Source organism: Sandaracinobacteroides sayramensis, from assembly GCF_022014495.1.
GTDB classification, from domain to species: Bacteria; Pseudomonadota; Alphaproteobacteria; order Sphingomonadales; family Sphingomonadaceae; genus Sandaracinobacteroides; species Sandaracinobacteroides sayramense.
Genome location: NZ_JAKLSQ010000010.1, coordinates 221,308 through 245,955, shown reverse-complemented (window position 1 = coordinate 245,955; position 24,648 = coordinate 221,308). Strand labels below are relative to the sequence as shown.

Below are 24,648 nucleotides of genomic sequence, written 5' to 3'. Positions count from 1 at the left end.
GCATTCCTAGCCCTTCCGCAAACTGTCCGCGACACGTTCACGCGTCTCATCGTCAACCCACCAACCGCACGGCAGATGCACCAGCCTATCGTAGAAGCGGTCAAGCCCCGGCAGCGGCCGGCGCGATGACGCGAACACTTCATGGGCATCGTTGCGCCGGTGCAGCTTGGAAGCCTGGACCTTTAGCTCCGCCAGGCGAGAAACGACATCGGCCCAGTCGTCAGCCAGCAAGGTATAGAGCCAGTAGCTGGGTTCGGCGCCGCTGTCACAGGCTGCGGGGCCGAGGCCGCCGATCCCGGCAAGTTCGCGGTCGAACCACCGGCCGTTCGCGATATGCCGCTGCAACCGCTCGCGCACGCTCTGCAACTGCACGAGGCCGATGGTGGCGTTGATGTTGTTCATATTATATTTGTAGCCGACCGCGCCGATGTTCGTATGCGTCCGATCTACGCCGCGCTCCAGCCCGAACCAGCGGAATCGCCGCGCCTCGGCCAGCCTTGCTTCATCCCGGCAGACAAGCACCCCACCGTCTCCGGTGGTGAGATGCTTGATGGCCTGGAAGGAGAAGATGGCAAAATCTCCCATTGTTCCCACCGGCGCGCCGCGATAATGCGCGCCCAGCGCATGCGCGCAATCCTCGATAAGAGGCAGGCCGTACCGCCGCGCCACTTCTAGCATCGCTTCCATCGCCACGGGGTATCCCGCATAATGCACCAGCAGGATGGCCCGCGTGCGCGGCGTAATCGACGCCTCCACCGAAGCGGGATCTAGATTGCCGTTCGCCGGATCGACATCGGCAAAAACCGGCCGTCCGCCAGCGTGCAGGATGGCGATGTTGGTCGGCTCCGCCGTCATCGCCGTGGAAATCACTTCATCCCCCGGCCCGACTCCGGCGAGGTGCAGGCTCGCATGCAAGGCGGCCGTGCCGCTGCTCATGGCCAGGGCGTGCGGAAGCCCGAAGGCCGCGGCAAAGGCGAGTTCGAATTCGCGCACCTGCTCACCTTCGCCGATCTGCCCGCTCGCCAATGTTGCCTGTAGCGCCGGCATCAAAAGAGCAGAGTCGGCCATGCCGACCTTGACGAGAGGAATATGCATGGATTCCGATCTAGTATAGCTTTCCTTTCGCAACAAGCGCGAGATCAGTTCCAACCAAGGCCGTCAGCGCGGACCGAGCGACCGGATGATCGCCGAAAAGTCCATCTCGCCCTGCCCCTGCGCGGCAAAGGCTTCATAAAGCTCCAGCGCTTTCGCCCCCATAGGTGTCTGCGCATCTGCGCCTTCGGCTGCTTCCGCTGCAAGCCGCAGATCCTTCAGCATCAGCGCAACCGCAAACCCCCCCCGATAATCGCGATCGGCCGGACTGTCCGGCCCCACGCTGGGCAGCGGGCAGTAACTCGTCATCGCCCAGTTCTGGCCGGACGAAACCGAGGCGATATCATAGAAACGCTGCGGATCCAGCCCCAGTTTCTGCGCCAGAACGAACGCTTCCGCCGTTGCCACCATGGAGGCGCCAAGCAGCATGTTGTTGCAGATCTTGGCCGTCTGCCCCGCCCCGCTCGCGCCGGCGTGGATCACGGCCTTCCCCATGGCCTCTAGAACCGGTTTCGCACGCGCGAACCCTTCGTCCGTGCCGCCCACCATGAAGGTCAGCGTTCCCGCATTTGCGGCCGCTATCCCACCGGAGACCGGGGCATCCACCGCCAGCAGCCCGGCAACTTCCGCTTCGGCGCCCAGCGCCTTGGCCGTCGCCACATCGATCGTCGAGCAGTCGATCAGAAGCGTGCCCTTCGGCAAGGCTCCGAATGCGGAATCGCGATAAACCCCGGCCACATGCGTGCCGGCCGGCAGCATGGTCACCACCACATCCGCGCCAGCCACGGCTTCGGCCGCGCTCGCAGCCGCGATGCAGCCCGCCTTCACGGCCTTGTCCAGGGCATCCGCCGAAAGGTCGAAAGCGCGAACCGCAAAGCCCTTTGCGGCAAGATTGGCGGCCATGCCGCCGCCCATGTTGCCGAGACCGATGAAGGCGACTGTCGTCATTTTCCCACCCACTTTCCGGGCCGCTTCTCGACGAAGGCAGCCATGCCTTCCTTCTGATCCGCCGTTCCGAACAGCCCGTGGAACAGCCGGCGCTCGAATAGAATTCCTTGCGAAAGCGTGGTTTCGAAGGCGATATTCACCTGTTCTTTCACCGCCAGAGCGGCAAGAGGCGGCATGGCGGCGATGCTGTCCGCCAGCTTCAGCGCTTCCGCCAGCAGATCGGCGGCGGGAACCACGCGCGCCACCAACCCCGAACGCTCCGCTTCGGCCGCGTCCATCAGCCGGCCGGTCAGGCACATCTCCATCGTCTTCGCCTTGCCGATGGCGCGCGCCATGCGCTGCGAGCCGCCCATGCCCGGCGTCACGCCCAGCTTGATCTCCGGCTGGCCGAATTTCGCCGTGTCGGCGGCGATCAGGATGTCGCACATCATCGCCAGTTCACAGCCGCCGCCCAAGGCATAGCCGGAAACGGCGGCGATGATCGGCTTACGCGTGCGGGTCAGCAGTTCATAGCCGGTGAAATAATTATCACCGAACATGTCGCCCATGCCCTGCGGCTGCATCTCCTTGATGTCGGCGCCGGCGGCGAAGGCCTTTTCGCTGCCCGTCAGCACGGCGCAGCGCTGGCCCGGATCAGTGTCGAACGCCGCGAAGGTCGCCAGCAGATCCGTCAGCACCTGGTTGTTGAGCGCGTTCAGCGCCTGCGGGCGATTGAGCGTCACCAGCGTGACGGCGCCCTTCTGTTCCACCAGCAAAGTCTCGTACGCCATATCAACCCCTGCCTTTTTCCATGCCCAGTTGCAGTCCACGCCAGAGCGCGAAGCGATGCGCCAGGATCGGCGCCAGCCGATCGTAGCTGCTCCAGTCGTCCGGCACTGCATAGGCTTCCGCCGCGCCTGGAAACAGGCCCATATAATCGACAAGGTAGGAAGCCTCGCCTGCCTCGAATCGGCCCTCGTCGTGAAGATAATAGCTTTCGGCGAAACGATTGCCGTCGTCCGACAGATCCTCGTCCGTCAATTTCTCGTCGCAGTTCATCAGGAACCAAGCGCCCGGCGTAATCTCCCGCCGTCGCAGCGCCTCCACAGCCTGTCCATGGTTTCCCGAGCCCTGGCCGTTCAACAGCATCCAGCCCATGAACATCGCGATATGCGTCGCGGCAGCCGCCTGCGGCAGGCCGGCGGGGAAATCCCCGCCGTAATGCCAGGAGGCGTCGTCATACTGCATCCGTCAGCCCATGGTCGGGATGACGAAGGCATTCCCGCCGTCCGCGCTGCCGTCCGGCCATCTTTGGGTAATGGTCTTCACCTTGGTCCAGAAACGAACGCCTTCGGCGCCATGCTGATTATGGTCTCCGAAGGCAGACCGCTTCCAGCCGCCGAAGCTGTGATAGGCGACAGGCACTGGGATTGGCACGTTGATTCCCACCATCCCCACATTCACCCGCGCTGCGAACTCGCGCGCCGCATGGCCGTTGCGGGTGAACAGCGCCACGCCATTGCCATATTGATGGCTGGTCGGAAGCGCCACCGCCTCCTCGAAGCTCTCCGCGCGCACGATCTGCAGCACCGGGCCGAAGATCTCCTCCTGATAGCTTTTCATCGCCGGCTTCACATGGTCGAACAGGGTCGGGCCAATGAAGAAGCCCTTTTCATGCCCCTGAAGCTCGAAACCCCGGCCGTCCACCACCAGTTCGGCGCCTTCGTCCACCCCGGTCTGAATCCAGCCTTCCACCCGCGCCTTGTGCGCGGCGTTCACCACCGGGCCGTAATCGGCATCCGGGTCGGTCGACACGCCGATCCGAAGCCCGGCGATCGCCGGAAGCAACTTTTCCCTCAACGCGTTCGCGGTCTTCTCCCCAACCGGCACTACCACTGGCAATGCCATGCAACGCTCGCCGGCGGAACCGAAGGCGGCCCCCGCCAGTTCCTTCACCACCTGGTCGAGGTCGGCGTCCGGCATCACCACGCCATGGTTCTTGGCGCCGCCCATCGCCTGCACCCGCTTGCCGGCCGCCACGCCGCGCGAATAGACATAATGGGCGATGTCAGACGAACCGACGAAGCTGACGGCGGAAATGTCGGGATGGTCGAGGATGGCGTCCACCATTTCCTTGTCGCCATGCACCACTTGCAGGATGCCTTCGGGCGCGCCCGCCTCCAGCAGCAGTTCCGCCAGCCGGACCGGCACGGACGGATCGCGCTCGGACGGTTTCAGGATGAAGGCGTTGCCGCAGGCGACCGCCACCCCGAACATCCACATCGGGATCATCGCCGGGAAGTTGAACGGCGTGATCCCGGCGCCGATCCCGACCGGCACCCGCGTCGAATAGACATCGATTCCCGGGCCCGCACCCTGCGTATATTCACCCTTCAACAGATGCGGAACGCCGCAGGCGAATTCGATCACTTCCAGCCCGCGCTGGATGTCCCCCTTCGCGTCGGCGATCACCTTGCCATGCTCGGACGAGAGCAGATGCGCCAGTTCGTCCATATGCTTTTCGACGAGCGCCTTGAAGGCGAACATCACCCGCGCCCGGCGTTGCGGGTTGGTGGCGGCCCAGGCCGGCTGCGCCGCCTTGGCGGCGGCAACCGCGGCTTCCAGTTCGGCCGAGCCGCCCAGCCCGACCTTCGCCTGCACCTGGCCGGCATTGGGGTCGAATATCTCGCCGAAGCGCGCCGGCGCCGGCAAGGCCGCGCCACCCGCGATCAGATGCGCCACATTCCTCATCTTAAACTCCCTCACCGGTTCCCGGCTCATAACACTCCGCCTTGGGTTTTGCGGCAGCACAAAGGCGCAGGCAATCTGTGAAATTGCATGTATAGGCTGCACATATGCAGCCCGAAGACTGGAACGATTATCAGATATTCCTCGCCGTCGCCCGTGCGGGGAAGATCGCCCGGGCGGCGATCGCGCTGGGGATCGACGCCACCACCGTCAGCCGGCGCCTGCGCCGGCTGGAAGCGCGGCTGGAGGCGACGCTGTTCGAACAGACGCGCGAAGGCCAGTTGCTGACCGAAGCCGGCGAACGGCTGCTGGCGAAGGTGGAATCCATGGCCCGTGCCGCCGCCGACATCTCCGAAAGCGGGCGCGCCAGCGGCGGCCTCTCCGGCACGCTGAGGGTCAGCGTCTCGGAGGGGTTCGGAAGCTGGTTTCTCGCCCGCCACCTGAAGGAATTCGCCCACGCCCACCCGAATCTCACCGTCGATCTCGTCGCCAGTTCCGGCTTCCTCAGCCCGTCCAAGCGGGAAGCGGATGTGGCGGTCGTCCTCTCCCGCCCGAAGGCCGGGCCGCTGATCGCCCGCAAGCTTTCGGACTATGCGCTGCGCCTCTACGCCACCCCGGCCTATCTGGCCGAGCGCGGCGCGCCGCAGCAGCCGGCGGACCTTGCCCATGGCCATGATCTCGTCGGCTATGTGCCCGATCTGCTTTACGCGCCGGAACTGCGCTATCTGAACGAAATCTGCCCCGAGCCGGAATTGCATCCCAGTCTGCGCTCCTCCAGCATCAACGCCCAGCACGCGCTGATCGCCTCAGGCGCCGGGGTGGGCGTGCTTCCCTGCTTCATCGGCGACGCCGACCCATCGCTGGTGCCGGCGCTGCCCGGCCAGTTCATCGTCCGCAGCTTCTGGCTGGTGATGCACAAGGACAATTACAGCCTCGCCCGAATCGAGGGCTGGAAGGAATGGCTGCTCGACTGCGTGCGCCGGAATCAGGCGACGCTGATGCCGCAAAACGCCCTTTAGGCCGGGTTCGAAAGGGCCACCGCGCGTCGCACGGCGTTCGCCACGCAATCGGCGGCGCGGGTGCCCAGTTCCGCCAGCAGCAGAGGCTCCCCCCGGGCCGGGGTTTCCGCGGACAGGCTCATGGCGAACAGCGCGTCGCCATCGAAGGGCGTGTGGATGGGGCGGATGGTGCGCGCCAGCCCGTCATGCGCCATCATCGCCAGCCGCTTCGCCGCCGCTCGCGTCAACGGTACATCGGTGGCGATGGCACCGATGCAGGTGTTGCCCCCATTCAAAGCGCCGGAATCCAGAGTATGGGCGACCGGCAGTTTGGGCATCGGCACCGGCCCGGAAAGAGGCGGCTCACCCGCCTCCACCTCGCCGAAGCAGTTGACGGCGACCAGCGCCGCCACCCGGCCGCCGCCATCGAGCGCGGCGCTGGCAATGCCGATCCCGCCAGCCCGGCTTCCGGCGCGCGCGCCGAAACCCGCGCCCACCCCACCTTCCGCCAAAGCGGCCCCCCGGCTTTCATAGGCCGCATGCGCCAGCCGGCGATAAGGGGCCTCCCCGCCCCCTGCCCTTGTCCAGCTCTTGTCTCCGCCATTGGCCAGATCGAACAGGATGGCGGAAGGAATGACCGGCACGAACACGCCCTCGGCCACCGGCAGGCCGCAGCCGTCGCGCGCCATCAGCAACGCCAGTTCGGAGGCCGCTTCCAGCCCGAAGACGCTGCCGCCCGAAAGCGCCAGCGCGTGGACACGCTCGACCAGAGTCGATGGCTCCAGCGCGTCCGTCTCGCGGGTGCCGGGGCCGCCGCCGCGCACATCGCAGGCCATCACCACCGGCGAATCCGGCAACAGCAGGGTGACGCCCGTGCGCGAAACCGGGCAATGCGCCTGCCCGATCTTCAGGCCGGGCAGCATCAGAGGAAGCCGACCGCGTCCCGCACTTCGCGCATCGTTTCACGCGCGACGGCACGGGCGGCCTCCGCCCCTTCTTCCAGCGCCCGGTCGATGGCGTCCGGATTGGCCAGAAGCTCGCGGTAGCGCTCGTTCAGCGGCGCCAGCTTTTCCACCAGCAGATCAGCCAGAGCCGGCTTGAAGGCGCCAAACCCCTGCCCGCCGAAGTCTGCAAGCACCTCCGCCATCGAACGGCCGGACAGGGTGGCGTAGATTTCCACCAGGTTGCGCGCTTCCAGCCGCCCTTCCAGCCCCTTCACATCAGCGGGAAGCGGCTCCGGGTCGGTCTTCGCCCGCTTCACCTTGTTGCGAATCTCCTCCTCGCTGTCGACCAGGTTGATCCGGCTCTGGTCGGACGGGTCGGATTTCGACATCTTCGCCGAGCCGTCGCGCAGCGATTTTACTCGCAGCGCCTCGGGCGGCATGATCGGCTCCGGCAGGGGGAAAAGTTCCACCTCGAAGTCGTTGTTGAACTTGGCGGCGGTGTCGCGCGCCAGCTCCAGATGCTGCTTCTGATCCTCGCCCACCGGCACATGCGTGGCCTTGTAGAGCAGCACATCGGCGGCCTGCAGCACCGGATAGGTGTAAAGGCCGACGGACGCCCCTTCCCTGTCCTTGCCGGACTTTTCCTTGAACTGCGTCATCCGGTTCAGCCAGCCGATCCGCGCCGTGCAGCCCAGCACCCAGGCCAGTTCGGCATGTTCCATCACCCGGGACTGGTTGAAGAGCGTCGCCTTCGAAGGATCGACACCAGCCGACATCAGCGCGGCGGCGATCTGCCGGGTGGCGCGCTTCAACTCCGCCGGCTCCTGCTTCAGGGTGATCGCGTGCATGTCGGCGATGAAGAAGAAGGCCCGGTCGCCGGGCTTCAGCGCATCCTGCATCAGCGCCCAGTTGCGGATCGCCCCCAGATAATTGCCCAGGTGGAGATTGCCCGTCGGCTGGATGCCGGAAACGATCAGCATTTTCTATCCTCTGCGAAACGAATTGAGTAGCTGCCGCGGGCTCCAGGCGCCGATCAGCAGGCCGATGCCCGCATAGACCAGCCCGCCGCCGCCGACCAGCAGCAGCATGCCCATCGCCCGTCCCGCCAGCGAGCCTTCGGCCAGCGGCAGCACGATCGGGTTCAACGCCAGCAGCATGCCCGCCATCAGCAGGGCGGCGGCCAGCATGCGCGGCACGCTTTTCGTCAGCCCACCGTCCGGGTGCCAGTCCGCCCGGCGGATCAGCACCAAGGCCAGCACCGCCACATTCACCCAGGCCGAAATCGAAGTGGCGACGGCGATCCCCACATGGTCCAGCATGCGCGAAAGCAACAGATTGCCGGTCAGGTTGAGGGCGATCGCTCCCAGCGCGATCAGCATCGGCGTTCGCGTGTCGCCACGGGCGTGGAAACCCGGGGTGAGCACCTTCACAAGCATATAGGCGACAAGCCCGGTGGAGAAAGCCTTCAGCGCCGCCGCGCAGGCGATGCGGTCGGCACGGGTGAACTCGCCATGCTGGAACAGCGCCGCGACGATCGGGTCGGCCGAAACGATGAGCGCGACCGACGCCGGCAGCCCGAACAGCAGCACGAACTCGATGCCGCGATTCTGCTGGTGAATGGCCGCCTCGTTGTTTCCTGCGCCCAGCAGCCGCCCCATGGTGGGCAAAAGCGCAACGCCCATGCCCACCCCGATCATGCCGAGCGCCAGCTGGTTCAGCCGGTCGGCGTAATAAAGGTAGGAAACCGAGCCTTCGGGCAGGTTGCGCGCCGCGATCATGGTGGAAACCAGCAGATTGATCTGCGTTGCTCCCGCGCCGATGGCCGCCGGCCCGATCCGTTTCAGCAGCGTCTTCACTTCCGGCGTCAGGCGCGGCCAGGTCAGGCGCGGTAGCACGCCGATCCGCCAGCAATCCCAGCAGAGCCAGAGGAACTGCAGGATACCGGCCACCGCGATCGCCGCCGCCTGCATCGTCGCCGTCTCGATGGGAGTCGTGCCGCGAAACAGCAGGAAACCGATGATGAAGGTGAGATTGAGGAGGATGGGCGCCGCCGCATAGACCCAGAAGCGCCCCAGCGCGTTCAGCAGCCCCCCCAGCAGCGAGGCCAGCGAAATCAACATCAGATAGGGGAAGGCCAGCCGCGTCAGCTGCACCGTCAGTTCCAGCTTCTCCGGCGAGCGGTCCTCGAATCCGCCGGTCATCGCCCAGACGATGGGCGAGGCCGCCAGCATGATGACGATGGTGAACAGCAGCAGCACCGGGAACAGCACGGCCAGCGCCTGCTCCGTCAGCCGGACGGCGCGCAGGCGGCCGTCCGCCTCGTCCATCTCCTTCCCCAACTGCTGCGACACCAAAGGCACGAAGGCGGCCGAAAAGGCCCCCTCGGCGAACAGCGAACGGAAGAGGTTAGGCAGGCGGAAGGCCACCAGAAAGGCGTCGGCGGCAAAGCCGGCACCCAGATAGCGGGCCATCAGGATTTCGCGCACCATGCCGACAATGCGCGAAAGCAGCGTCATCCCGCCGACGGTGGTGGCGGCGCGGATCAAAGACATCGGCGGGCTGACCCGGCCGGTGGTTCAGGCGTTGCCCACGGGCTGCACGCCGGCGCCGCCACGGGCTTCGAGCTGCTGCAGATAGAGGCCGCCGAAGTCGATCGGCTCCAGCATCAGCGGCGGGAAGCCGCCATCGCGCACGGCGTCGGCGATCACCCGACGGGCGAAGGGGAAGAGGATGCGCGGCGCTTCCACGATCAGGAAGGGCTCCACCGCTTCCTGCGGCGCGCCGGTCAGGCGGAAGAGGCCCGCGTAGAGCAGTTCCACCTGGAAGGCGAGCGTGCCGGCATCCGGCGCGCGGGCGGAAGCCTCGATCTTCAGCTCCACCTCATACATGTCCTGCCCGCCGGCGCGGGCGTTCACATTCACGTTGATCTCGATCTTCGGCTGCCCCTGCATCTGCAGCGAGCCGGGCGCGTTCGGATTTTCGAACGACAGATCCTTCACATATTGCGCCAGGATTCCGGCCTGCGGCGCCAGATCGGCGCCATTGGCGAGCGCTTCGGCGGCTTCGGGGGTGATCTCGGTCATTCACATGCTCTCATGCTTTGGCGAAGGGGCTCGTCCCCATAGGCCCGGTTCAGCGGCAGCGGCTAGCAGCGCCGGCCCGCCCCTGCAAGCGACCTTGCGCAGGCCCGCGGCCGGCAGCCGGCCTTGCCATTGCCCCGACAGACCCTATCTCCAAGGATAATTCACATTGTCCGGTTGCATCTTGCCCCCATGCGCCCGTAAATCAGTGTCGGAGATATATTGGATGATGTTATCCGGGGGGTGAAACGAATCCGGATTCTGAAGGCAGCTTCGAAATGCAGAGCGGTTGGTTCGAGATTTTCTTCCTGGCGATGCTTGCGGGCTTCATCGGCCTCAGGCTCTACCATGTGCTGGGCCGCCGCACCGGGCATGAGAACAGCAGCAGCGAAAAGCCGGTGGCGGACGCCTTCCGCCCGGCAGGTGCCGATCTCGGCCGCCCGAACAAGAACGCCCGCAAGGAAGTCGAAGCGCCCGTCAGCCTGGACGTGCCGGCCGACATCGCCCCCGAAGTCCGCCCCGGTCTCGAAGACATATTGCGCGCCGATCGCGGCTTCGTGGCCGAGCGTTTCCTCGCCGGTGCGCAAGGTGCCTATGCGATGGTGCTGGAAGCCTTCTGGAAAGGAGACGAGGCAGCGCTTGCCGAGCTCGTCTCCGACGAGATGCTGCTGAACTTCCGCGCCGCGCTCGACGCCCGCAAGACGGCGGGCGAGCGTGTCGAGAACCGCCTGATCCATGTGGATCGGGCGCAAATCGTCGGTGCCCATATGAACGGCTCCATGGCCGAGGTCACCGTCCGCTTCGACGCCGAGATCGTCTCCGTCACCCGCGACGCGGAAGGCCGTGTCATCGCCGGCGACCCGGCAAGCTCGGTCGAGACCCACGACCTCTGGACGTTCAGCCACCATGTCGGCTCGAACGACCCGTCCTGGCTGCTGATCGCCACCGACGAAGAAGAGTGATCCGCCGGCCCGTCCGCTGGCTGCCCGCACTCGCCATCCTGCTGCTGGCGGGCTGCGCGCAGAAAGTCCCGCCGCCCGCGCCAGCCTCCAGCCCAGTCTTGACCGAGGCGCCGAAACCCGCGGAGGCGGTCAGGCCACAGGCGCAGCGCGCGCCGGCCATCGCAGGCTTCCATGCTTCGCCCGAGGCGCTCACCGCTTTCCGCCGTGCCTGTCCGCGCCTGCTGAAACGCGTGGACCAGTCCGGCCTGACCCGCCCCGAGGACTGGAAGGCCGCCTGCGAGGACAGGAGCGGCGATCCCGCCGCCTTCTTCCTGCGCCACTTCGCAGCCGTGCGGCTGGCGGACGGAAAGGGCCTGGCCACCGGCTATTTCGAGCCTGAGATCGCCGGCCTGCGCGCGCCGGCCCCGGGCGCGGTTCCCGTTCTGGCCCGCCCGCCCGAACTGGTGGACCTGAACCTGAAGGACTGGAACATCGAAGGCGGCACCCTTCGCGGCCTGGTGCGCGACAACCGCATCGTCCGCGCGCCGGACCGCGCCGCCATCGAGGCCGGCGCCTTCGCCAACCGCAAGCTGGAACTGGCCTGGGCGGCCGATGCGGTCGACTATTTCTTCCTGCAGATCCAGGGCTCCGGCCGCCTGCGCATGCCGGACGGGGAGATCGTGCGAATCGGCTACGCCGGGCAGAATGGTCACAACTATGTCGCCATCGGCCGGCTGCTGAAGGACCGGGGCATCTTCGAAAAGCCGGGCATGGCCGAGATCAAGGGCTGGATTCGCGCCAACCGGGCCGAAGGCGCGGCGCTGATGCGGGAGAACCCCAGCTACATCTTCATGCGCCGCCAGCCCGACAATATCGACGGCCCGATCGGCTCGCTCGGCGTGCCGCTGCTTCCGGAAGCGAATGTCGCGGCCGATCCGGCCACCCTTCCCCTGGGCGCCCCCGTCTGGATCGAAACACAGGTGGAAGGCCAGCCCTTCCGGCGTCTCGCCATCGCCTCGGACACCGGCGGTGCCATCAAGGGCGCGAATCGATTCGACATCTTCTTCGGCGGCGGCGAAGCGGCCGCCCGCAAGGCCGGCGCGCTGGCGGCACCGGTCGACGCCGTCCTTCTCCTTCCCAAAGCCGCGGCGGACCGGCTCGCGCCATGAGCCGGCGCCTCAGCGCCGAAGAGCAGGAACTCTGGGCGCGCGTGGCGGAAACGGTGCACCCCCTGCATCCGGCGCGCCGGCAAGCCGCCGAGGCCGCACCGGAAAGCAAGCCGGCACCCGCTCCGCCGCCAAGACGAGACGCCGGGCCGAAACGCGCCCCTCCCGCGCCGGCAATCGGTCCAAACCCCCGCACGCCAGCAGCCCATGCCGAGAGCCTGGACGGCGGCTGGGACCGGCGGCTGGCGAGCGGCCGTCTGCACCCCGATCTGGTGATCGATCTCCACGGCCTCAGCCGCGAGCAGGCCCGCCACATCCTCTACCGCCGCGTCCTCGATGCCGAGGCGCGCGGCTTGCGCACGCTGCTGGTTATCACCGGCAAGGGGCAGATGCCCGGCCCCTCCCCCGCCGACCTGATGGAAGGCCGGCCCACGCGCGGCGCCATCCGCGCCGACCTTCCGCGCTGGCTGGGCGAGGCGGAGCTTTCCAGCCGCATCGCGGCCGTCCGCCGCGCCCACCCCCGGCATGGCGGAGCGGGCGCGGCCTATATCATCCTGAAGCGCCGTCGAAGCTGAGCCCAGCACCTCTGCCATGCCCATGCTTCAGGGGCATATGTGTCATGCATGTTGCATCCACCTCACCGCCGATCCCGAAGATGGCGCCGAAGGGGCAACGCCTTGAAGCCCAAGCCCATTTGCACCCCGCGCCAGGGAAGCGGCACGCGCGCCAGTTGCTTTCTCCGGCAAGGCGGCGTTCAGCTTGCACCGGCTTGCCCCCCATGCTACGGCCCGCGCCAATCGGCGGGGCGGTCTATGGCAGTCCCGTTGCAACATTGTTGCATCGCGGGGCGCTTATTCTGGATGGCGCCTGCGCCGGCATGCTGAGACCTGCCGCAATCCTTCCACTGGCAAGCCTATCGTTTGCAAGCTGTGGAGGGGCCAAGCGGCCAGAATCGATGAGGTTCGTGTGGATTTGACGAACATGCGCGTTTCCGTGGCGGCAGCGGGTTTGCCGGGGCGCTATGCAGCCGCCCTGTTCGACCTTGCCGAAACCGGCAAGGCCCTCGACGCCACCGCCGCGGACCTTGAGACGCTGAAGGGCGCGCTCGCCGAATCGGCCGACCTCAGGAACCTCACCACCAGCCCCGCCATCAGCCGCGGCGATGCCGGCAAGGCCGCCGCCGCGCTCGCCGCTTCGCTCGGCCTCTCCGACCTCACCACCCGCTTCCTCGGCGTGCTGGCGCAGAATGGCCGGCTGGGCGCCCTTTCGGGCATCATTTCCCAGTTCACCGTCATGCTGAACGCCCACAAGGGCACGGCGACGGCGGAAGTCGTCAGCGCCCACAAGCTGACGGCCGCGCAGAAGAAGGCGCTGGAAGCCAAGCTCAAGGCCCGCACCGGCCAGGCCGTCGCCGTCGACGTGCAGGTCGACCCGAGCCTGCTCGGCGGCCTCATCGTCCGCATCGGTTCCGAACAGATCGACAGCAGCATCAAGACCCGCCTCGAACGGCTGGGTCAGCACATGAAAGGCCAGTAAGAGATGGACATCCGCGCCGCGGAAATCTCCCGCGTCATCCGCGACCAGATCGCCAGCTTCGGCACCGAGGCGGAAGTCTCGGAAGTCGGCCAGGTGCTGTCGGTCGGCGACGGCATCGCCCGCGTCCATGGCCTCGACAAGGTGCAGGCCGGCGAAATGGTCGAATTCCCCGGCGGCATCAAGGGCATGGCGCTGAACCTCGAAGCCGATAACGTCGGCGTCGTGATCTTCGGCTCCGACAGCGCCATCAAGGAAGGCGACACCGTCAAGCGCACCGGCACCATCGTCGACGTGCCGGTCGGCAAGGGCCTTCTCGGCCGCGTCGTCGACGCGCTGGGCAACCCGATCGACGGCAAGGGCCCGATCGTCGCCACCGAGCGCCGCCGCGTCGAAGTGAAGGCGCCGGGCATCATCCCGAGGAAGTCGGTGCACGAGCCGGTGCAGACCGGCCTGAAGGCGCTCGACGCGCTGGTGCCCGTCGGCCGTGGCCAGCGCGAGCTCATCATCGGCGACCGCCAGACCGGCAAGACCGCCGTCGCCCTCGACACCTTCATCAACCAGCGCGAAGCCAACAAGGGCGACGACGAGTCGAAGAAGCTTTACTGCATCTATGTCGCCGTCGGCCAGAAGCGCTCGACGGTCGCCCAGATCGTCCGCGCGCTGGAAGAAAATGGCGCGATGGAATATTCGATCGTGGTCGCCGCGACCGCGTCGGAACCCGCGCCGCTGCAATATCTCGCGCCCTACACCGGCGTGACGATGGGCGAATTCTTCCGCGACAACGGCATGCACGCCGTCATCGTCTACGACGATCTTTCGAAGCAGGCCGTCGCCTATCGCCAGATGTCGCTGCTGCTGCGCCGTCCGCCGGGCCGCGAAGCCTATCCCGGAGACGTCTTCTACCTGCACAGCCGCCTGCTGGAGCGCGCGGCGAAGATGAACGACGAGAATGGCAATGGCTCGCTGACCGCCCTTCCCGTCATCGAAACCCAGGGCGGCGACGTGTCGGCCTATATCCCGACCAACGTGATCTCCATCACCGACGGCCAGATCTTCCTGGAATCCAACCTTTTCTATCAGGGCATCCGCCCCGCCATCAACGTCGGCCTCTCGGTCAGCCGCGTCGGTTCCGCCGCGCAGACGAAGGCGATGAAGAAGGTGGCCGGCTCCATCAAGCTGGAACTGGCACAGTATCGCGAGATGGCGGCCTTCGCCCAGTTCGGCTCCGACCTCGACGCTTCCACGCAGAAGCTGCTGAATCGCGGCGCCCGCCTGACGGAGCTGCTGAAGCAGCCGCAGTTCAGCCCGCTTCCCTTCGAAGAGCAGGTGGTGTCGATCTACGCCGGCGTGAACGGCTTCCTCGACGGCCTGCCGGTGAAGGACGTCGGCCGCTTCGAATCCGGCCTCATCGACTATCTGAAGGGCACCAGGCCCGAGATCCTGTCGACGATCCGCGACACGAAGGATCTGGGCAACGACACAGCGGCTGCGCTGAAGGATGCCATCGGCGTCTTCGCCAAGACCTTCGCCTGAGGGGACGGCGGATGGCCCTAGCCTATCTCGCGGAAGTGGTGCTGAAGCCGGATTGCTTCGATTCGGCCTGCCGGGCCGTCGGCGCTATCGTGCAGGCCACCCGCGCCGAAACCGGATGCGAGCGGTTCGACCCCCACCCCGCCGCTGACGGTTCTCCGCGCATCTTCATCTATGAACGATGGGCCGACCAGGCGGCGTTCGACTTCCACCATGCCCAACCCTATACGCGCGACGTATTTCGCGCCTACGAGGACTGGCTTGCCCAGCCGGTGCGGTTGACGGAACTGGCGAACGGATTGAACTGACATGGCAACGCTCAAGGAGCTGAAGCTCAGGATCGTCTCGGTCAAATCGACCCAGAAGATCACCAAGGCCAAGCAGATGGTGGCCGCCGCGAAGCTGCGCCGGGCGCAGGCGGCGGCCGAAGCCGCGCGGCCCTACGCCGAACGGCTGGAAGGCGTGGTCGCAAGCCTCGCCACCAAGGTCGGCGGCAGCAGCACCGCGCCGCGCCTGCTGTCCGGCTCCGGCCGGGATCAGGTGCATCTGCTGGTGGTGATGGCGGCTGACCGTGGCCTCGCCGGCGCGTTCAACACCAACATCGTCAAGGCCGCCCGCAACCATGCCGAAGCGCTGCTGGCGCAAGGCAAGACGGTGAAGATGCTGCTGGTGGGGCGCAAGGCCCGCTCCGGCCTGATCCGCCAATATGGCAAGCTGGTGATCGACTATTTCGACACCAGCGTCTTCCGCTCGATCGGCTTCGCGCAGGCGGACGAGATCGCCGGCAAGGTCTTCGCCCTCTACGAGGCGGGCGAATTCGATGTCGCCACCCTCTTCTACTCGAAGTTCCGCTCGGCTCTCCTGCAGGAGCCGACGGCGCAGCAGATCATCCCCGTCGCCATCCCCGCCGATTCCGCCGCGACAGTCGGCGGCGCGGTGGTGGAATATGAGCCCGACGAGGAAGCGATCCTGGCCGAGCTTCTGCCGCGCAACGTGAAGATCCAGATCTTCAAGGGGCTGCTGGAGAATGTGGCCGGCGAACAGGGCGCCTCGATGACCGCCATGGACAATGCCACGCGCAACGCCGGCGACCTCATCAAGAAGCTGACGATCGAGTTTAACCGCAGCCGCCAGGCCGCGATCACCAAAGAGCTCATCGAAATCATTTCGGGCGCCGAAGCGCTCTAACCGACGGGACAGGATAAAATGGCCAAGCGACCCGCTTCCACCACCAGCAGCAACAATGTCGGCCGCATCACGCAGGTCATCGGCGCCGTCGTCGACGTGACGTTCGAGGAAAACCTGCCCGAGATCCTGACGGCGCTCGAAACCCAGGTCGAAGGCCGCCGCCTCGTGCTCGAAGTGGCGCAGCACCTCGGCGAATCCAGCGTCCGCACCATCGCCATGGACTCGACCGACGGCCTCGTGCGCGGCCAGGAAGTCGCCGACACCGGCTCGCAGATCCGCGTGCCCGTCGGCCCGGCGACGCTCGGCCGCATCCTGAACGTCATCGGCGAGCCGATCGACGAGCGCGGCCCGGTCGGCACCACGCAGACGGCGCCGATCCACGCCGCCGCCCCGGAATTCACCGACCAGTCGACGGAAGCGTCGATCCTCGTCACCGGAATCAAGGTCGTCGACCTGATCGCCCCTTACGCCAAGGGCGGCAAGATCGGCCTGTTCGGCGGCGCCGGCGTCGGCAAGACCGTGCTGATCCAGGAACTCATCAACAACATCGCCAAGGGCCATGGCGGCTATTCGGTGTTCGCCGGCGTCGGCGAACGCACCCGCGAAGGCAATGACCTCTATCACGAGTTCCTCGACGCCGGCGTCATCGCCAAGGACGCCGACGGCAACCCGACTTCGGAAGGCTCCAAGGTCGCCCTGGTTTTCGGCCAGATGAACGAACCGCCGGGCGCGCGGGCCCGCGTCGCCCTCTCGGGCCTGACGATCGCCGAATATTTCCGCGACGTCGAAGGCCAGGACGTGCTGTTCTTCGTGGACAACATCTTCCGCTTCACCCAGGCCGGTTCCGAAGTGTCCGCCCTTCTCGGCCGCATCCCCTCGGCCGTGGGCTATCAGCCGACGCTCGCCACCGACATGGGCGCCCTGCAGGAGCGCATCACCTCCACCACCAAGGGCTCGATCACCTCGGTGCAGGCCATCTACGTGCCCGCCGACGACTTGACCGACCCGGCGCCCGCCACCTCCTTTGCCCACCTCGACGCGACGACGACGCTCAGCCGCCAGATCGCCGAACTCGGCATCTACCCGGCCGTGGACCCGCTCGACTCCACCAGCCGCGTGCTGGAGCCGCGCATCGTCGGCCAGGAGCATTATGAGACGGCGCGCGCCGTGCAGCAGGTTCTCCAGAAGTACAAGTCGCTGCAGGACATCATCGCCATCCTCGGCATGGACGAGCTTTCCGAAGAGGATAAGCTGACGGTCGCCCGGGCGCGCAAGATCCAGCGCTTCCTGTCGCAGCCGTTCCACGTCGCCGAAGTCTTCACCGGCCAGCCCGGCGTGTTCGTGCAGCTCGCCGACACCATCAAGGGCTTCAAGGCCATCGTCGCCGGCGAATATGACCATCTGCCCGAAGCCGCCTTCTACATGGTCGGCACCATCGAGCAGGCGGTCGAAAAGGCCCAACGCCTGGCCGCGGAAGCGGCATAATGGCCGACCTGCACTTCGAACTGGTCTCGCCGGAGCGGCTCGTCCGCTCCGGCCCGGTGCATATGGTGGTGGTGCCCGGCGCCGAGGGGGATTTCGGCGTCCTCGCCGGCCATGCGCCGATGATGAGCACTATCCGCCCCGGCGAAATCGCCATCTATGCCTCAGCCGGCGCCACGCCCGAGCGGATCCGCATCGAAGGCGGATTCGCGGAAGTGTCGGAAAAGGGCCTCACCATCCTGGCCGAGAAGCTGGAGCCGGTCACCGCGCACTGAGCGGCGGCGCGCTCAATCGCTGCGGAACAGCAGGGTGAAGCGATCCGTCTTTCCCCGGATCGCCGGGTCATAGACCAGCTTCGTCCGGTCGTCGGCCGGATTGGCGAGAAGGCCGGATTCCGCTTCCAGCGTGAATCCGGCCTTCGCCATTTCGGCCTTCACCACGGCCGGGTCGATCCGATGCCGCGCCATGGTTTCCGCGCGCGGCTCCGCGCCGGGGCTGGCGGCATGATCCACCACCAACAGCAGCCCGCCCGGCACCATCGCCGCTTTCAATTCCTGCAGAAAGCCCGAAGGGTTCATGCGCGGAATGCGATACGCCTCGCTTTCCCACCAGAGATCATGAAAGGTCAGGTGGAACAGCACCCTGTCCAGCCGCTCCGGCAACTTCACCAGCCCCGGCACGCCAATCAGCAATTCCACATTGGGATGCGAAGCCAGCAGCCGATCCCATTCGGGCTGCAGCTTGTCCACCGCGATCAGCCCCTCGGTCGAATGGGCGAACACCCGGCCTTTCGGGCCGACCGGGCCAGCCAGCAAGCGCGTATAATAACCCTGCCCCGCCACGACATCGAGCACGCGCTGGCCCGGCGCCAGCTTGAACATCGCCAGAATCGCGGCTGGCTTGCGCTCCGCGTCGGCTGCGCGCTGCCGTTCGGGGCGATCGGGTGCAGCAAGGGCGGCCGCAATCGCGGCTTCAGCGCCGCCATCTTCGGCCTGCGCGGTCCCCGCCAGCAGAAGAAGCGCCGCCATCGTGGCGCAAGCCATTCCACCGGCATTCCATGCGCCGGCGGCCAGCATTTGTCCGCAAGACCTGCGTCTTTCAGCCATATGGCCCAACCTCCGAACATATATAGTCCGTGGCAGCATGCCAGTTCTTCGACCGGCATCTCACAGATGCCCTTGTGCCGCGAATCTGGCGCCAGTTCCGCTTCAGATCCGGCAACCTTGCGCCTGTGCCGTGCCTTTCAGGAAAGCGCGCCGCAGCCAGCCCGCGTAGACCGCGGCTTTCACCTTCTTTTCATGGGCTTCCGCCCCGGAAACCTTCCGCACGATCCCGCTGCCGGGCACCAGGCTGGAGGCGGTCTTTTCCAGGCTGCCGAGCAGCATGTCGCCGGCGGACTGGCCCGATTTGGGCTTTGCCTTGTCCACATCCGGGCCAAGAACGGCGGTCAGCCTCGAAATCTCACCCGCGAACTGCTGGCAGCCCTTGAGGCCGGCCAGCGAATAGGGGGCCGATGCCGCCGATTGCAGAACCGGCGGGATATCCTCCTTCACCAGATTGGCATCTTTCAGCGGTTTCGTGACGATCTTCTCGGCGGTCTTGCCGACATCCTCGGCCGATTGCGCCGCACCCGGCGTTGCAGCCAGAAGCCCGATCATCAGCCCAAGCCCAAGTCCGGATGCGCGCATCGTTCCTCTCCTTCCGGGCGAAATCGCCCTGGATCACTCTCCCGCCAGCAACTCCCGCACAAAGCCCGCGAGGCCCTTCTGGCGTTCCCGGCGCAAGCGCTCCGACGTCAAAATGCTGCGAATCTCGTGCAGACACTGCCCCGGATCGTCGTTCACCAGCACATAATCATATTCGGCCCAGTGGCTGATCTCGTCCGCGGCGCGGCTCATGCGCTGGGTGATGATTTCCTCGCTGTCCGCCGCGCGGGAACGCAGGCGCGACTCCAGCTCGTCTAGGCTGGGCGGCAGCAGGAAGATGGAAACCAGATCGCCCCCCGACTGGCTCTGGCGCAATTGCTGCGTGCCCTGCCAGTCGATGTCGAACAGGATATCCCGCCCTTCGGCCAGCGCCTGCTCCACCGGTTCGCGCGGCGTGCCATAGCGATTGCTGAACACCGTCGCCCATTCCAGGAACTGGCCGGTCTTCACCATATGGTCGAAGCGGTCCTGATCGACGAAATGATAATCCTGGCCGTCGATCTCGCCCACGCGCGCCTTACGGGTGGTGGCGGAAACCGAAAGCGAGATCTGCGGATCGGTCGCCAGCAACCGTTTCGCCATCGTGGATTTGCCAGCGCCGGACGGGCTGGAAAGAACGAGCATCAGGCCACGGCGGCCTTTGGCAGGTGCACTCAAGTCATCGTCTCCGGGCGGACTGCGGCGCGGAACTGCGCCTCGGTCACATGGCCAAGCTTCAGGCCCGCCTCAAGCAATGTCGTTCCGTCCTTGTGCGCCAGCTTGGCGATTTCCGCCGCCTTGTCATAGCCGATCTCCGGCGCCAGCGCCGTCACCAGCATCAGCGAACGCTCGACCAGTTCGGCGATGCGCGCGCGGTTCGGCTCCAGCCCGTCGACGCAGCGCTCGGCGAAGCTTTCCATGCCGGTCGCCAGCAGATGGATGGAGCGCAGCACATTCGCCCCGATCAGCGGCTTGAACACATTCAGTTCCAGATGCCCCTGAAGCCCGCCGGCCGTCACCGCCAGATGGTTGCCGATCACCTGCGCGGCCACCATGGTCAGCATCTCGCACTGGGTGGGGTTCACCTTGCCCGGCATGATCGAGCTTCCCGGCTCGTTCGCCGGCAGGTCCAGCTCGCCGAGGCCGGAGCGCGGACCGGAGCCCAGCAGGCGGATGTCATTGGCGATCTTCGTCAGCGCCACCGCCAGGCTGTTCAGCCGGCCGGAGAAATCGACCAGCGTGTCGTTGCTGGCCAAAGCCTCGAACTTGTTGGGCGCGGTCTCGAAAGCCACGCCCGTCAACTCGCTGATTTCCGCCGCGAAAGCCTCGGCAAAGCCTTCCGGTGCATTCAGGCCCGTGCCGACCGCCGTGCCGCCCTGCGCGAGTTTGCTCAGCGCATGCTCTATCAGCGGTTCCGTGCGAACGCGCGCCAGCTTCAATTGCGCCACATAGCCGGAAAATTCCTGCCCCAGCGTCAGCGGCGTAGCGTCCTGAAGATGCGTGCGGCCGATCTTCACGATGTCCGCCCAGGCCTCCGCCTTGGCGAGCAGCGCGTTTTCCAGCCGCTCCAGCGCCGGCAGCAGCCGCTGCCGCGCAGACAGCACCGTCGCCACATGCAGGGCCGTCGGGAAGCTGTCGTTGGAGCTTTGCCCGCGGTTCACATGGTCGTTCGGGTGAACCGGGCTCTTGCCGCCGCGCTGGCCGGTCAGCAGCTCATTGGCGCGGCCGGCGATCACCTCGTTCACATTCATGTTGCTCTGCGTGCCGGAGCCGGTCTGCCAGATCACCAGCGGGAACTGCTCGTCCAGCTTGCCGGCCGCCACTTCCGCCGCCGTGGCCTCGATGGCGTCCGCCAGTTCCGCCTCCAGCCCATGCCGGCGGTTCACCCGCGAAGCCGCCTGCTTCACCAGCGCCAGCGCATGCACGATGCCGATCGGCAGGCGCTCGGTGGCGCCGAAGGGGAAATTCTCGATCGAGCGCTGGGTCTGCGCGCCCCAATAGGCCTCGTCCGGCACTTCCACTGGCCCGAGGCTGTCGGTTTCGATCCGCATCCTATTTCTTTCGCTTGAAGTCGAAACTCACGACATTGGAGCCGGGCTCGCCCGACACCGCGGGTTCCTCATCCGGTTCAGGTTCGGGTTCCGGCATGTTCACGGCGAATTGCAGCGCGAAATTCACCGCCGGATCTACGAAGCCGGAAATCGCCTTATAGGGAATGGAAAGCTTGGCCGGCACCTGGTTGAAGGTCAGCCCCACTTCGAAATGCTCGTCCAGCACCGCCAGATCCCAGTAGCGGTGCTGCAGCACCACCGTCATCTCCTCGGGATAGCGTTCCAGCAGATGCTTGGGCATGTCGACACCCGGATAACGGGTGCGGAAGGCGATGAAGAAATGGTGCCCGCCGGGAAGCCCTCCGCTCGCCGCCACATCGCCCAGCACACGCCGCACGACACCGCGCAGGCAGTCCTGCACGATCTCATCATAGGGGATGAGGCTGTCGGGCGGCTCATGGGATTCGGGCGGCTCGGTCATGTCCCTCACGGCTTTCGCTGGTTGCCCTCAAGTGGCCCCAAGCCGTTGAGGCGTCAAGTGCAGCTTGCCCAGGAATCCGCAAAAGCCGGGTGGAGAAAGGCCATCGCCCCCGCAGGCAGATGGGCGGCCGGATGGGCGAAGCCCGGCGTTTCAAAGGCAGAAAATACAGACGCTTCTGTTGCCCGGCGCGCCTGCAAGCCGCTGGAATCCGATTCTGTTACCGGGTTCGGCCCGAACCCTGCTCAAGCTTGATAACCAAGGCCGTTAGGCCAACAGGTTACGCAGCAATCGCAAATGCCTCGTTGTCGTTGGCATTTGTAGGTTTTGAGCAGTTTAACGGCTTAATCAGGCCGGGCAAAAATACCGTCGTTCCGCACACGTCTATCCTGGTTCGGCCCCGTCAGAGGCCCCGCGCCAGAACTGGAACGGGGCTTTTGGTGGAGCCGCCGGGTACTGCCCCCGGGTCCGCTGTACCTACTAGATCGGCATCGTTCATCGCCATCTCCGGCCGAGGCCGGCAAAGCGAATATAAGCGCGGGAGGCTGGAAATTGAAGTCCCCTTCCCGCCCTTCGCCTCAGCCGCGCCCGGTCAGGGTGAAATAGCGGTCGATCACCTTGTCGTTGATGGCGTTCCAGTCATAGGCTTTCGCCCGAGCCGCGCTTTCGGCCCCATGCGCTGCGCGCAGCGCCGGATCGCGCACATAGGCCTCCAGCGCATCGGCGAACCCCTGCACGTCGCCGGGGACCACCAGCCGGCCGGAAATCCCATCCGCCACCAGCGAACTCGCGCCTGTGGCGGCGGCGGCCACCGGCGGCACCGCACAGGCCATGGCCTCCAGCGTCACATTGCCGAAGGTTTCCGTCACGCTGGGATTCAGGAACATGTCGAAGCTCGCATAGGCGCGGCCTAGCTCGGCCCCGGTCAGGAAGCCGGCGAAGGCGGCATCGGGCACCTGCGCCTCGAACTCGGCGCGCGCCGGCCCATTCCCCACCACCAGCAGCCGGTGCGGCACCTGGCGCCGCCGCAGTTCGGCGACCGTGGCGGCCACGATATCCAGACCCTTTTCCAGCACCAGCCGGCCGACGAAGCCGATCACCGGCGTTCCGGGGTCGATGCCCAGGCCGGCCCGCCATTCAAGGTCGCGCGCGTCCGGGTTGAAGATGTGGCGGTCCACCCCCCTGCTCCATATCCGCACCTTTTCCGAATAGCCCTCGCGCCGCAGCACATCGGCCATGCTGTCGGACGGTGCGTAGATCTCCGTCAGATCGCCATAGAAGCTTTTCAGCAGGCGCTCCACGCCGCGGCGGATGAAGCCCATCTTGTAATAGTCGAAATAGGTCTCGAACCGGGTGTGCACCGAGGCGACCACCGGCAGCCCCTGCCCCTGCCCCCATTTCTTGGCGTCATGGCCCAGCCAGTCCGGTGCGGAAAGATGCACGATATCGGGCTGGAAATCCTCCAGATCGGCCTTCACGGCGCGCGGCAGCCCCAAGGCCACCCGATACTCCCCGCGCCCCGGAATCGGCACGGAAGGCACGCCGATCAGCGTGCCCGTCGCCTCGAAGGCGGGCACGTCGACCACCGGCGAATAGACGCGCGGCTCGACGCCGCGCTCCAGCATCCGCCCGACAAGGCGGTTGAGCGCCTGGTTCGCGCCATCCTTCACATAATTATAGTTGCCGGAAAACAATGCGATCCGCAGGGGAGTCCGGGCTGCGGCGGCCGTGGAGCGGGCGAACTCGCCGGTATCGGTCGCACCGATGAGATTATCCATGGCGCTGCCTCTAGTGGCGCATTGTGGCACGATAAAGGAAAAGGGGCTGGCGCAGGCGCGCCAGCCCCCTTCTTTTCAAGCCGGTCCGCTTCAGGCTTCGATCTGCGCGAACGTCCGCCGCCGGCGCATGGCCGTGCCCACCAGGCCGAAGCCGGCGATCAGCATCGCCCAGGTGGCGGGTTCGGGAATGCCCGGCGTCGGCGGATTCACTTCGCCTTCGATGAATCCGATCAGATTCTTCGTCAGCTGCACGCTGGCGAAGTTCGCCGTCGTCATCATGAAGTTCACATCGAAGATCACCGTCAAGGCGCCGAGCTGGGCGTTGGCGAGGTCGCCCTTGCCCCAGGCAACGCCAGTCCCGTTGGTGCCGTCCGTTGTGATCCAGTCGCCGGTGCCGGTCGAATTCACCCCACCCGGAGCCGAATAGGCAATGGAATCGACGGCGTTGGGGCCGGTGAACGGCGCAACGACGGTTTGCGTCGAGGACGGCGTGACAAAGCCCAGCGCCCCGCCACCAGCCAGGTTGATCAGCGAAAGCACGCTGTTGTTGCGGCTCATGAAGCTGGAATTCTCGCCCATGACGAACATGCCGCCGCCGCCAGCCAGATAGCTGACATAGCCAGCCTGCTCCTGGGCGCTCAGCGCGAACACGTTCGAGAAGCGAATATCCCAGACCTGGTCGTAGCTGGCGAAATCGGCGGGAATGCCGCTCGAAATGGCGACCACATTGCCAACGGCCTCATGCAGCGTCTGCAATTGCGTGGTAATGGAGGAGGTCGTGCCAGGCTCCGACGTGCCGGCGGAACCGTTGATGATGAGGATATTCCCCGCATTGGCGGCAGTGCCTGCGGTGAACGCCAGTACGCACGCAGATGCGAAAAACAGCTTTTTCATTTGATCCTCCTATTGGCCGAAATCAGCAGCAGGAGGCATGCAAATTATATACCAAGAGAGACGAATGAAAATATTCCATTATTCCATACGCCCTTATGAGATCGCACCTTACCCGAAACCCTCAGGGATG

Annotated in this window: 26 protein-coding genes and 1 other RNA gene; 10 read left to right on the top strand and 17 right to left on the bottom strand. The window is 66.0% G+C overall.

The genetic code is table 11. The annotated features are described in order from the left end of the window. Positions 1 to 6: 6 nt before the first annotated feature. The 5 genes from L6Q21_RS09330 to L6Q21_RS09310 all read right to left on the bottom strand — a co-directional run bounded on the left by L6Q21_RS09330 (position 7) and on the right by L6Q21_RS09310 (position 4,770). On the bottom strand, positions 7 to 1,068 hold the full coding sequence (locus L6Q21_RS09330) for a DegT/DnrJ/EryC1/StrS family aminotransferase (RefSeq protein ID WP_237830471.1): 1,062 nt from the start codon (positions 1,066 to 1,068) through the stop codon (positions 7 to 9). 90 nt (positions 1,069 to 1,158) lie between these two features. Then, a complete protein-coding gene (gene mmsB / locus L6Q21_RS09325) occupies positions 1,159 to 2,040 on the bottom strand; it encodes a 3-hydroxyisobutyrate dehydrogenase (protein WP_237830470.1) in 882 nt (293 codons plus the stop codon). Beyond that, complete coding sequence (locus L6Q21_RS09320; RefSeq protein WP_237830469.1) at positions 2,037 to 2,810, bottom strand: enoyl-CoA hydratase; 774 nt, start codon at positions 2,808 to 2,810, stop codon at positions 2,037 to 2,039. Before L6Q21_RS09320 ends, mmsB begins: the two co-directional genes overlap by 4 nt. A gap of 1 nt (position 2,811) precedes the next feature. Continuing rightward, the gene (locus L6Q21_RS09315; protein ID WP_237830468.1) at positions 2,812 to 3,267 is read right to left on the bottom strand and encodes a DUF7832 domain-containing protein; all 456 of its coding nucleotides are present in this window, start codon (positions 3,265 to 3,267) and stop codon (positions 2,812 to 2,814) included. A gap of 3 nt (positions 3,268 to 3,270) precedes the next feature. Beyond that, positions 3,271 to 4,770 (bottom strand): CoA-acylating methylmalonate-semialdehyde dehydrogenase, encoded by a 1,500-nt coding sequence (locus L6Q21_RS09310; RefSeq protein ID WP_237830467.1) that lies wholly within the window; start codon positions 4,768 to 4,770, stop codon positions 3,271 to 3,273. A gap of 104 nt (positions 4,771 to 4,874) precedes the next feature. On the opposite strand from L6Q21_RS09310, the gene L6Q21_RS09305 reads away from it, so the two are divergent. Beyond that, positions 4,875 to 5,786 carry a LysR family transcriptional regulator gene (locus L6Q21_RS09305; protein ID WP_237830466.1) on the top strand — a complete coding sequence of 304 codons (912 nt, stop codon included), beginning with the start codon at positions 4,875 to 4,877 and terminating at the stop codon, positions 5,784 to 5,786. On the opposite strand, the gene L6Q21_RS09300 is transcribed toward L6Q21_RS09305, so the two are convergent. Genes L6Q21_RS09300 through secB form a run of 4 tightly spaced genes read right to left on the bottom strand, consistent with a single transcriptional unit; the run spans position 5,783 to position 9,792 of the window. Further along, entirely contained in the window at positions 5,783 to 6,688 is a 906-nt protein-coding gene (locus L6Q21_RS09300) for a P1 family peptidase (protein WP_237830465.1), read from the bottom strand. The two genes, L6Q21_RS09305 and L6Q21_RS09300, sit on opposite strands and share 4 nt — an antisense overlap. Then, positions 6,688 to 7,689: a tryptophan--tRNA ligase gene (gene trpS / locus L6Q21_RS09295; RefSeq protein ID WP_237830464.1), complete on the bottom strand. Its 1,002-nt coding sequence runs from the start codon at positions 7,687 to 7,689 to the stop codon at positions 6,688 to 6,690. The genes L6Q21_RS09300 and trpS overlap by 1 nt, the downstream gene beginning before the upstream one ends. Positions 7,690 to 7,692: 3 nt before the next feature. Next, a complete protein-coding gene (murJ, locus tag L6Q21_RS09290) occupies positions 7,693 to 9,261 on the bottom strand; it encodes a murein biosynthesis integral membrane protein MurJ (RefSeq protein ID WP_237830463.1) in 1,569 nt (522 codons plus the stop codon). A 24-nt stretch (positions 9,262 to 9,285) separates the two neighbouring features. Then, positions 9,286 to 9,792 (bottom strand): protein-export chaperone SecB, encoded by a 507-nt coding sequence (gene secB / locus L6Q21_RS09285; protein WP_237830462.1) that lies wholly within the window; start codon positions 9,790 to 9,792, stop codon positions 9,286 to 9,288. Between the two features lie 275 nt (positions 9,793 to 10,067). Between secB and L6Q21_RS09280 the strand changes: the two genes are divergently transcribed. The 9 genes from L6Q21_RS09280 to L6Q21_RS09240 all read left to right on the top strand — a co-directional run bounded on the left by L6Q21_RS09280 (position 10,068) and on the right by L6Q21_RS09240 (position 17,907). Continuing rightward, positions 10,068 to 10,751, top strand: coding sequence for a Tim44/TimA family putative adaptor protein (locus L6Q21_RS09280; RefSeq protein ID WP_237830461.1), 684 nt, complete (start codon positions 10,068 to 10,070; stop codon positions 10,749 to 10,751). After that, positions 10,748 to 11,899, top strand: coding sequence for a murein transglycosylase A (mltA, locus tag L6Q21_RS09275; RefSeq protein WP_237830460.1), 1,152 nt, complete (start codon positions 10,748 to 10,750; stop codon positions 11,897 to 11,899). Before L6Q21_RS09280 ends, mltA begins: the two co-directional genes overlap by 4 nt. Further along, positions 11,896 to 12,471: a Smr/MutS family protein gene (locus L6Q21_RS09270; protein ID WP_237830459.1), complete on the top strand. Its 576-nt coding sequence runs from the start codon at positions 11,896 to 11,898 to the stop codon at positions 12,469 to 12,471. Before mltA ends, L6Q21_RS09270 begins: the two co-directional genes overlap by 4 nt. Positions 12,472 to 12,877: 406 nt before the next feature. Next, positions 12,878 to 13,432: a F0F1 ATP synthase subunit delta gene (locus tag L6Q21_RS09265; RefSeq protein ID WP_237830458.1), complete on the top strand. Its 555-nt coding sequence runs from the start codon at positions 12,878 to 12,880 to the stop codon at positions 13,430 to 13,432. A gap of 3 nt (positions 13,433 to 13,435) precedes the next feature. Further along, the gene (gene atpA / locus L6Q21_RS09260; protein ID WP_237830457.1) at positions 13,436 to 14,965 is read left to right on the top strand and encodes a F0F1 ATP synthase subunit alpha; all 1,530 of its coding nucleotides are present in this window, start codon (positions 13,436 to 13,438) and stop codon (positions 14,963 to 14,965) included. An 11-nt stretch (positions 14,966 to 14,976) separates the two neighbouring features. Beyond that, on the top strand, positions 14,977 to 15,270 hold the full coding sequence (locus L6Q21_RS09255) for a putative quinol monooxygenase (protein WP_237830456.1): 294 nt from the start codon (positions 14,977 to 14,979) through the stop codon (positions 15,268 to 15,270). Between the two features lies 1 nt (position 15,271). After that, complete coding sequence (locus L6Q21_RS09250; RefSeq protein ID WP_237830455.1) at positions 15,272 to 16,150, top strand: F0F1 ATP synthase subunit gamma; 879 nt, start codon at positions 15,272 to 15,274, stop codon at positions 16,148 to 16,150. A gap of 18 nt (positions 16,151 to 16,168) precedes the next feature. Further along, positions 16,169 to 17,635 carry a F0F1 ATP synthase subunit beta gene (gene atpD, locus L6Q21_RS09245; RefSeq protein ID WP_237830454.1) on the top strand — a complete coding sequence of 489 codons (1,467 nt, stop codon included), beginning with the start codon at positions 16,169 to 16,171 and terminating at the stop codon, positions 17,633 to 17,635. Continuing rightward, entirely contained in the window at positions 17,635 to 17,907 is a 273-nt protein-coding gene (locus L6Q21_RS09240) for an ATP synthase F1 subunit epsilon (protein ID WP_237830453.1), read from the top strand. Before atpD ends, L6Q21_RS09240 begins: the two co-directional genes overlap by 1 nt. 12 nt (positions 17,908 to 17,919) lie before the next feature. Here L6Q21_RS09240 and L6Q21_RS09235 read toward each other — a convergent pair whose 3' ends face one another. The 8 genes from L6Q21_RS09235 to L6Q21_RS09200 all read right to left on the bottom strand — a co-directional run bounded on the left by L6Q21_RS09235 (position 17,920) and on the right by L6Q21_RS09200 (position 24,518). After that, positions 17,920 to 18,660, bottom strand: a complete 741-nt coding sequence (locus L6Q21_RS09235) for a methyltransferase (protein ID WP_237830452.1) — start codon at positions 18,658 to 18,660, stop codon at positions 17,920 to 17,922. A gap of 180 nt (positions 18,661 to 18,840) precedes the next feature. Beyond that, positions 18,841 to 19,320 (bottom strand): hypothetical protein, encoded by a 480-nt coding sequence (locus L6Q21_RS09230; RefSeq protein WP_237830451.1) that lies wholly within the window; start codon positions 19,318 to 19,320, stop codon positions 18,841 to 18,843. Positions 19,321 to 19,353: 33 nt separating this feature from the next. Further along, a complete protein-coding gene (gene gmk, locus L6Q21_RS09225) occupies positions 19,354 to 19,962 on the bottom strand; it encodes a guanylate kinase (RefSeq protein ID WP_237830450.1) in 609 nt (202 codons plus the stop codon). Between the two features lie 29 nt (positions 19,963 to 19,991). Then, positions 19,992 to 21,368 carry a class II fumarate hydratase gene (gene fumC / locus L6Q21_RS09220; protein WP_237830449.1) on the bottom strand — a complete coding sequence of 459 codons (1,377 nt, stop codon included), beginning with the start codon at positions 21,366 to 21,368 and terminating at the stop codon, positions 19,992 to 19,994. A 1-nt stretch (position 21,369) separates the two neighbouring features. Beyond that, complete coding sequence (locus L6Q21_RS09215; RefSeq protein ID WP_237830448.1) at positions 21,370 to 21,849, bottom strand: SspB family protein; 480 nt, start codon at positions 21,847 to 21,849, stop codon at positions 21,370 to 21,372. A 203-nt stretch (positions 21,850 to 22,052) separates the two neighbouring features. Next, positions 22,053 to 22,407, bottom strand: a transfer-messenger RNA (tmRNA) gene (ssrA, locus tag L6Q21_RS09210). A gap of 17 nt (positions 22,408 to 22,424) precedes the next feature. Next, a complete protein-coding gene (locus tag L6Q21_RS09205) occupies positions 22,425 to 23,624 on the bottom strand; it encodes a glycosyltransferase family 4 protein (protein WP_237830447.1) in 1,200 nt (399 codons plus the stop codon). 90 nt (positions 23,625 to 23,714) lie between these two features. Continuing rightward, positions 23,715 to 24,518, bottom strand: coding sequence for a PEPxxWA-CTERM sorting domain-containing protein (locus L6Q21_RS09200; RefSeq protein ID WP_237830446.1), 804 nt, complete (start codon positions 24,516 to 24,518; stop codon positions 23,715 to 23,717). Positions 24,519 to 24,648 lie beyond the last annotated feature (130 nt).

Bases quoted from the DNA above. Each gene is read 5' to 3' on its own strand.
- L6Q21_RS09250 (WP_237830455.1), top strand. From the start codon at position 15,272: ATGGCAACGCTCAAGGAGCTGAAGCTCAGGATCGTCTCGGTCAAATCG.
- mmsB (WP_237830470.1), bottom strand. From the start codon at position 2,040: ATGACGACAGTCGCCTTCATCGGTCTCGGCAACATGGGCGGCGGCATG.
- atpD (WP_237830454.1), top strand. From the start codon at position 16,169: ATGGCCAAGCGACCCGCTTCCACCACCAGCAGCAACAATGTCGGCCGC.
- L6Q21_RS09315 (WP_237830468.1), bottom strand. From the start codon at position 3,267: ATGCAGTATGACGACGCCTCCTGGCATTACGGCGGGGATTTCCCCGCC.
- gmk (WP_237830450.1), bottom strand. From the start codon at position 19,962: ATGCTCGTTCTTTCCAGCCCGTCCGGCGCTGGCAAATCCACGATGGCG.
- L6Q21_RS09310 (WP_237830467.1), bottom strand. From the start codon at position 4,770: ATGAGGAATGTGGCGCATCTGATCGCGGGTGGCGCGGCCTTGCCGGCG.
- L6Q21_RS09270 (WP_237830459.1), top strand. From the start codon at position 11,896: ATGAGCCGGCGCCTCAGCGCCGAAGAGCAGGAACTCTGGGCGCGCGTG.
- trpS (WP_237830464.1), bottom strand. From the start codon at position 7,689: ATGCTGATCGTTTCCGGCATCCAGCCGACGGGCAATCTCCACCTGGGC.
- L6Q21_RS09235 (WP_237830452.1), bottom strand. From the start codon at position 18,660: ATGGCGGCGCTTCTTCTGCTGGCGGGGACCGCGCAGGCCGAAGATGGC.
- L6Q21_RS09330 (WP_237830471.1), bottom strand. From the start codon at position 1,068: ATGGCCGACTCTGCTCTTTTGATGCCGGCGCTACAGGCAACATTGGCG.
- L6Q21_RS09255 (WP_237830456.1), top strand. From the start codon at position 14,977: ATGGCCCTAGCCTATCTCGCGGAAGTGGTGCTGAAGCCGGATTGCTTC.
- murJ (WP_237830463.1), bottom strand. From the start codon at position 9,261: ATGTCTTTGATCCGCGCCGCCACCACCGTCGGCGGGATGACGCTGCTT.
- L6Q21_RS09230 (WP_237830451.1), bottom strand. From the start codon at position 19,320: ATGCGCGCATCCGGACTTGGGCTTGGGCTGATGATCGGGCTTCTGGCT.
- L6Q21_RS09265 (WP_237830458.1), top strand. From the start codon at position 12,878: ATGCGCGTTTCCGTGGCGGCAGCGGGTTTGCCGGGGCGCTATGCAGCC.
- L6Q21_RS09240 (WP_237830453.1), top strand. From the start codon at position 17,635: ATGGCCGACCTGCACTTCGAACTGGTCTCGCCGGAGCGGCTCGTCCGC.
- secB (WP_237830462.1), bottom strand. From the start codon at position 9,792: ATGACCGAGATCACCCCCGAAGCCGCCGAAGCGCTCGCCAATGGCGCC.
- L6Q21_RS09215 (WP_237830448.1), bottom strand. From the start codon at position 21,849: ATGACCGAGCCGCCCGAATCCCATGAGCCGCCCGACAGCCTCATCCCC.
- atpA (WP_237830457.1), top strand. From the start codon at position 13,436: ATGGACATCCGCGCCGCGGAAATCTCCCGCGTCATCCGCGACCAGATC.
- L6Q21_RS09320 (WP_237830469.1), bottom strand. From the start codon at position 2,810: ATGGCGTACGAGACTTTGCTGGTGGAACAGAAGGGCGCCGTCACGCTG.
- L6Q21_RS09205 (WP_237830447.1), bottom strand. From the start codon at position 23,624: ATGGATAATCTCATCGGTGCGACCGATACCGGCGAGTTCGCCCGCTCC.
- L6Q21_RS09280 (WP_237830461.1), top strand. From the start codon at position 10,068: ATGCAGAGCGGTTGGTTCGAGATTTTCTTCCTGGCGATGCTTGCGGGC.
- L6Q21_RS09200 (WP_237830446.1), bottom strand. From the start codon at position 24,518: ATGAAAAAGCTGTTTTTCGCATCTGCGTGCGTACTGGCGTTCACCGCA.
- L6Q21_RS09305 (WP_237830466.1), top strand. From the start codon at position 4,875: ATGCAGCCCGAAGACTGGAACGATTATCAGATATTCCTCGCCGTCGCC.
- L6Q21_RS09300 (WP_237830465.1), bottom strand. From the start codon at position 6,688: ATGCTGCCCGGCCTGAAGATCGGGCAGGCGCATTGCCCGGTTTCGCGC.
- fumC (WP_237830449.1), bottom strand. From the start codon at position 21,368: ATGCGGATCGAAACCGACAGCCTCGGGCCAGTGGAAGTGCCGGACGAG.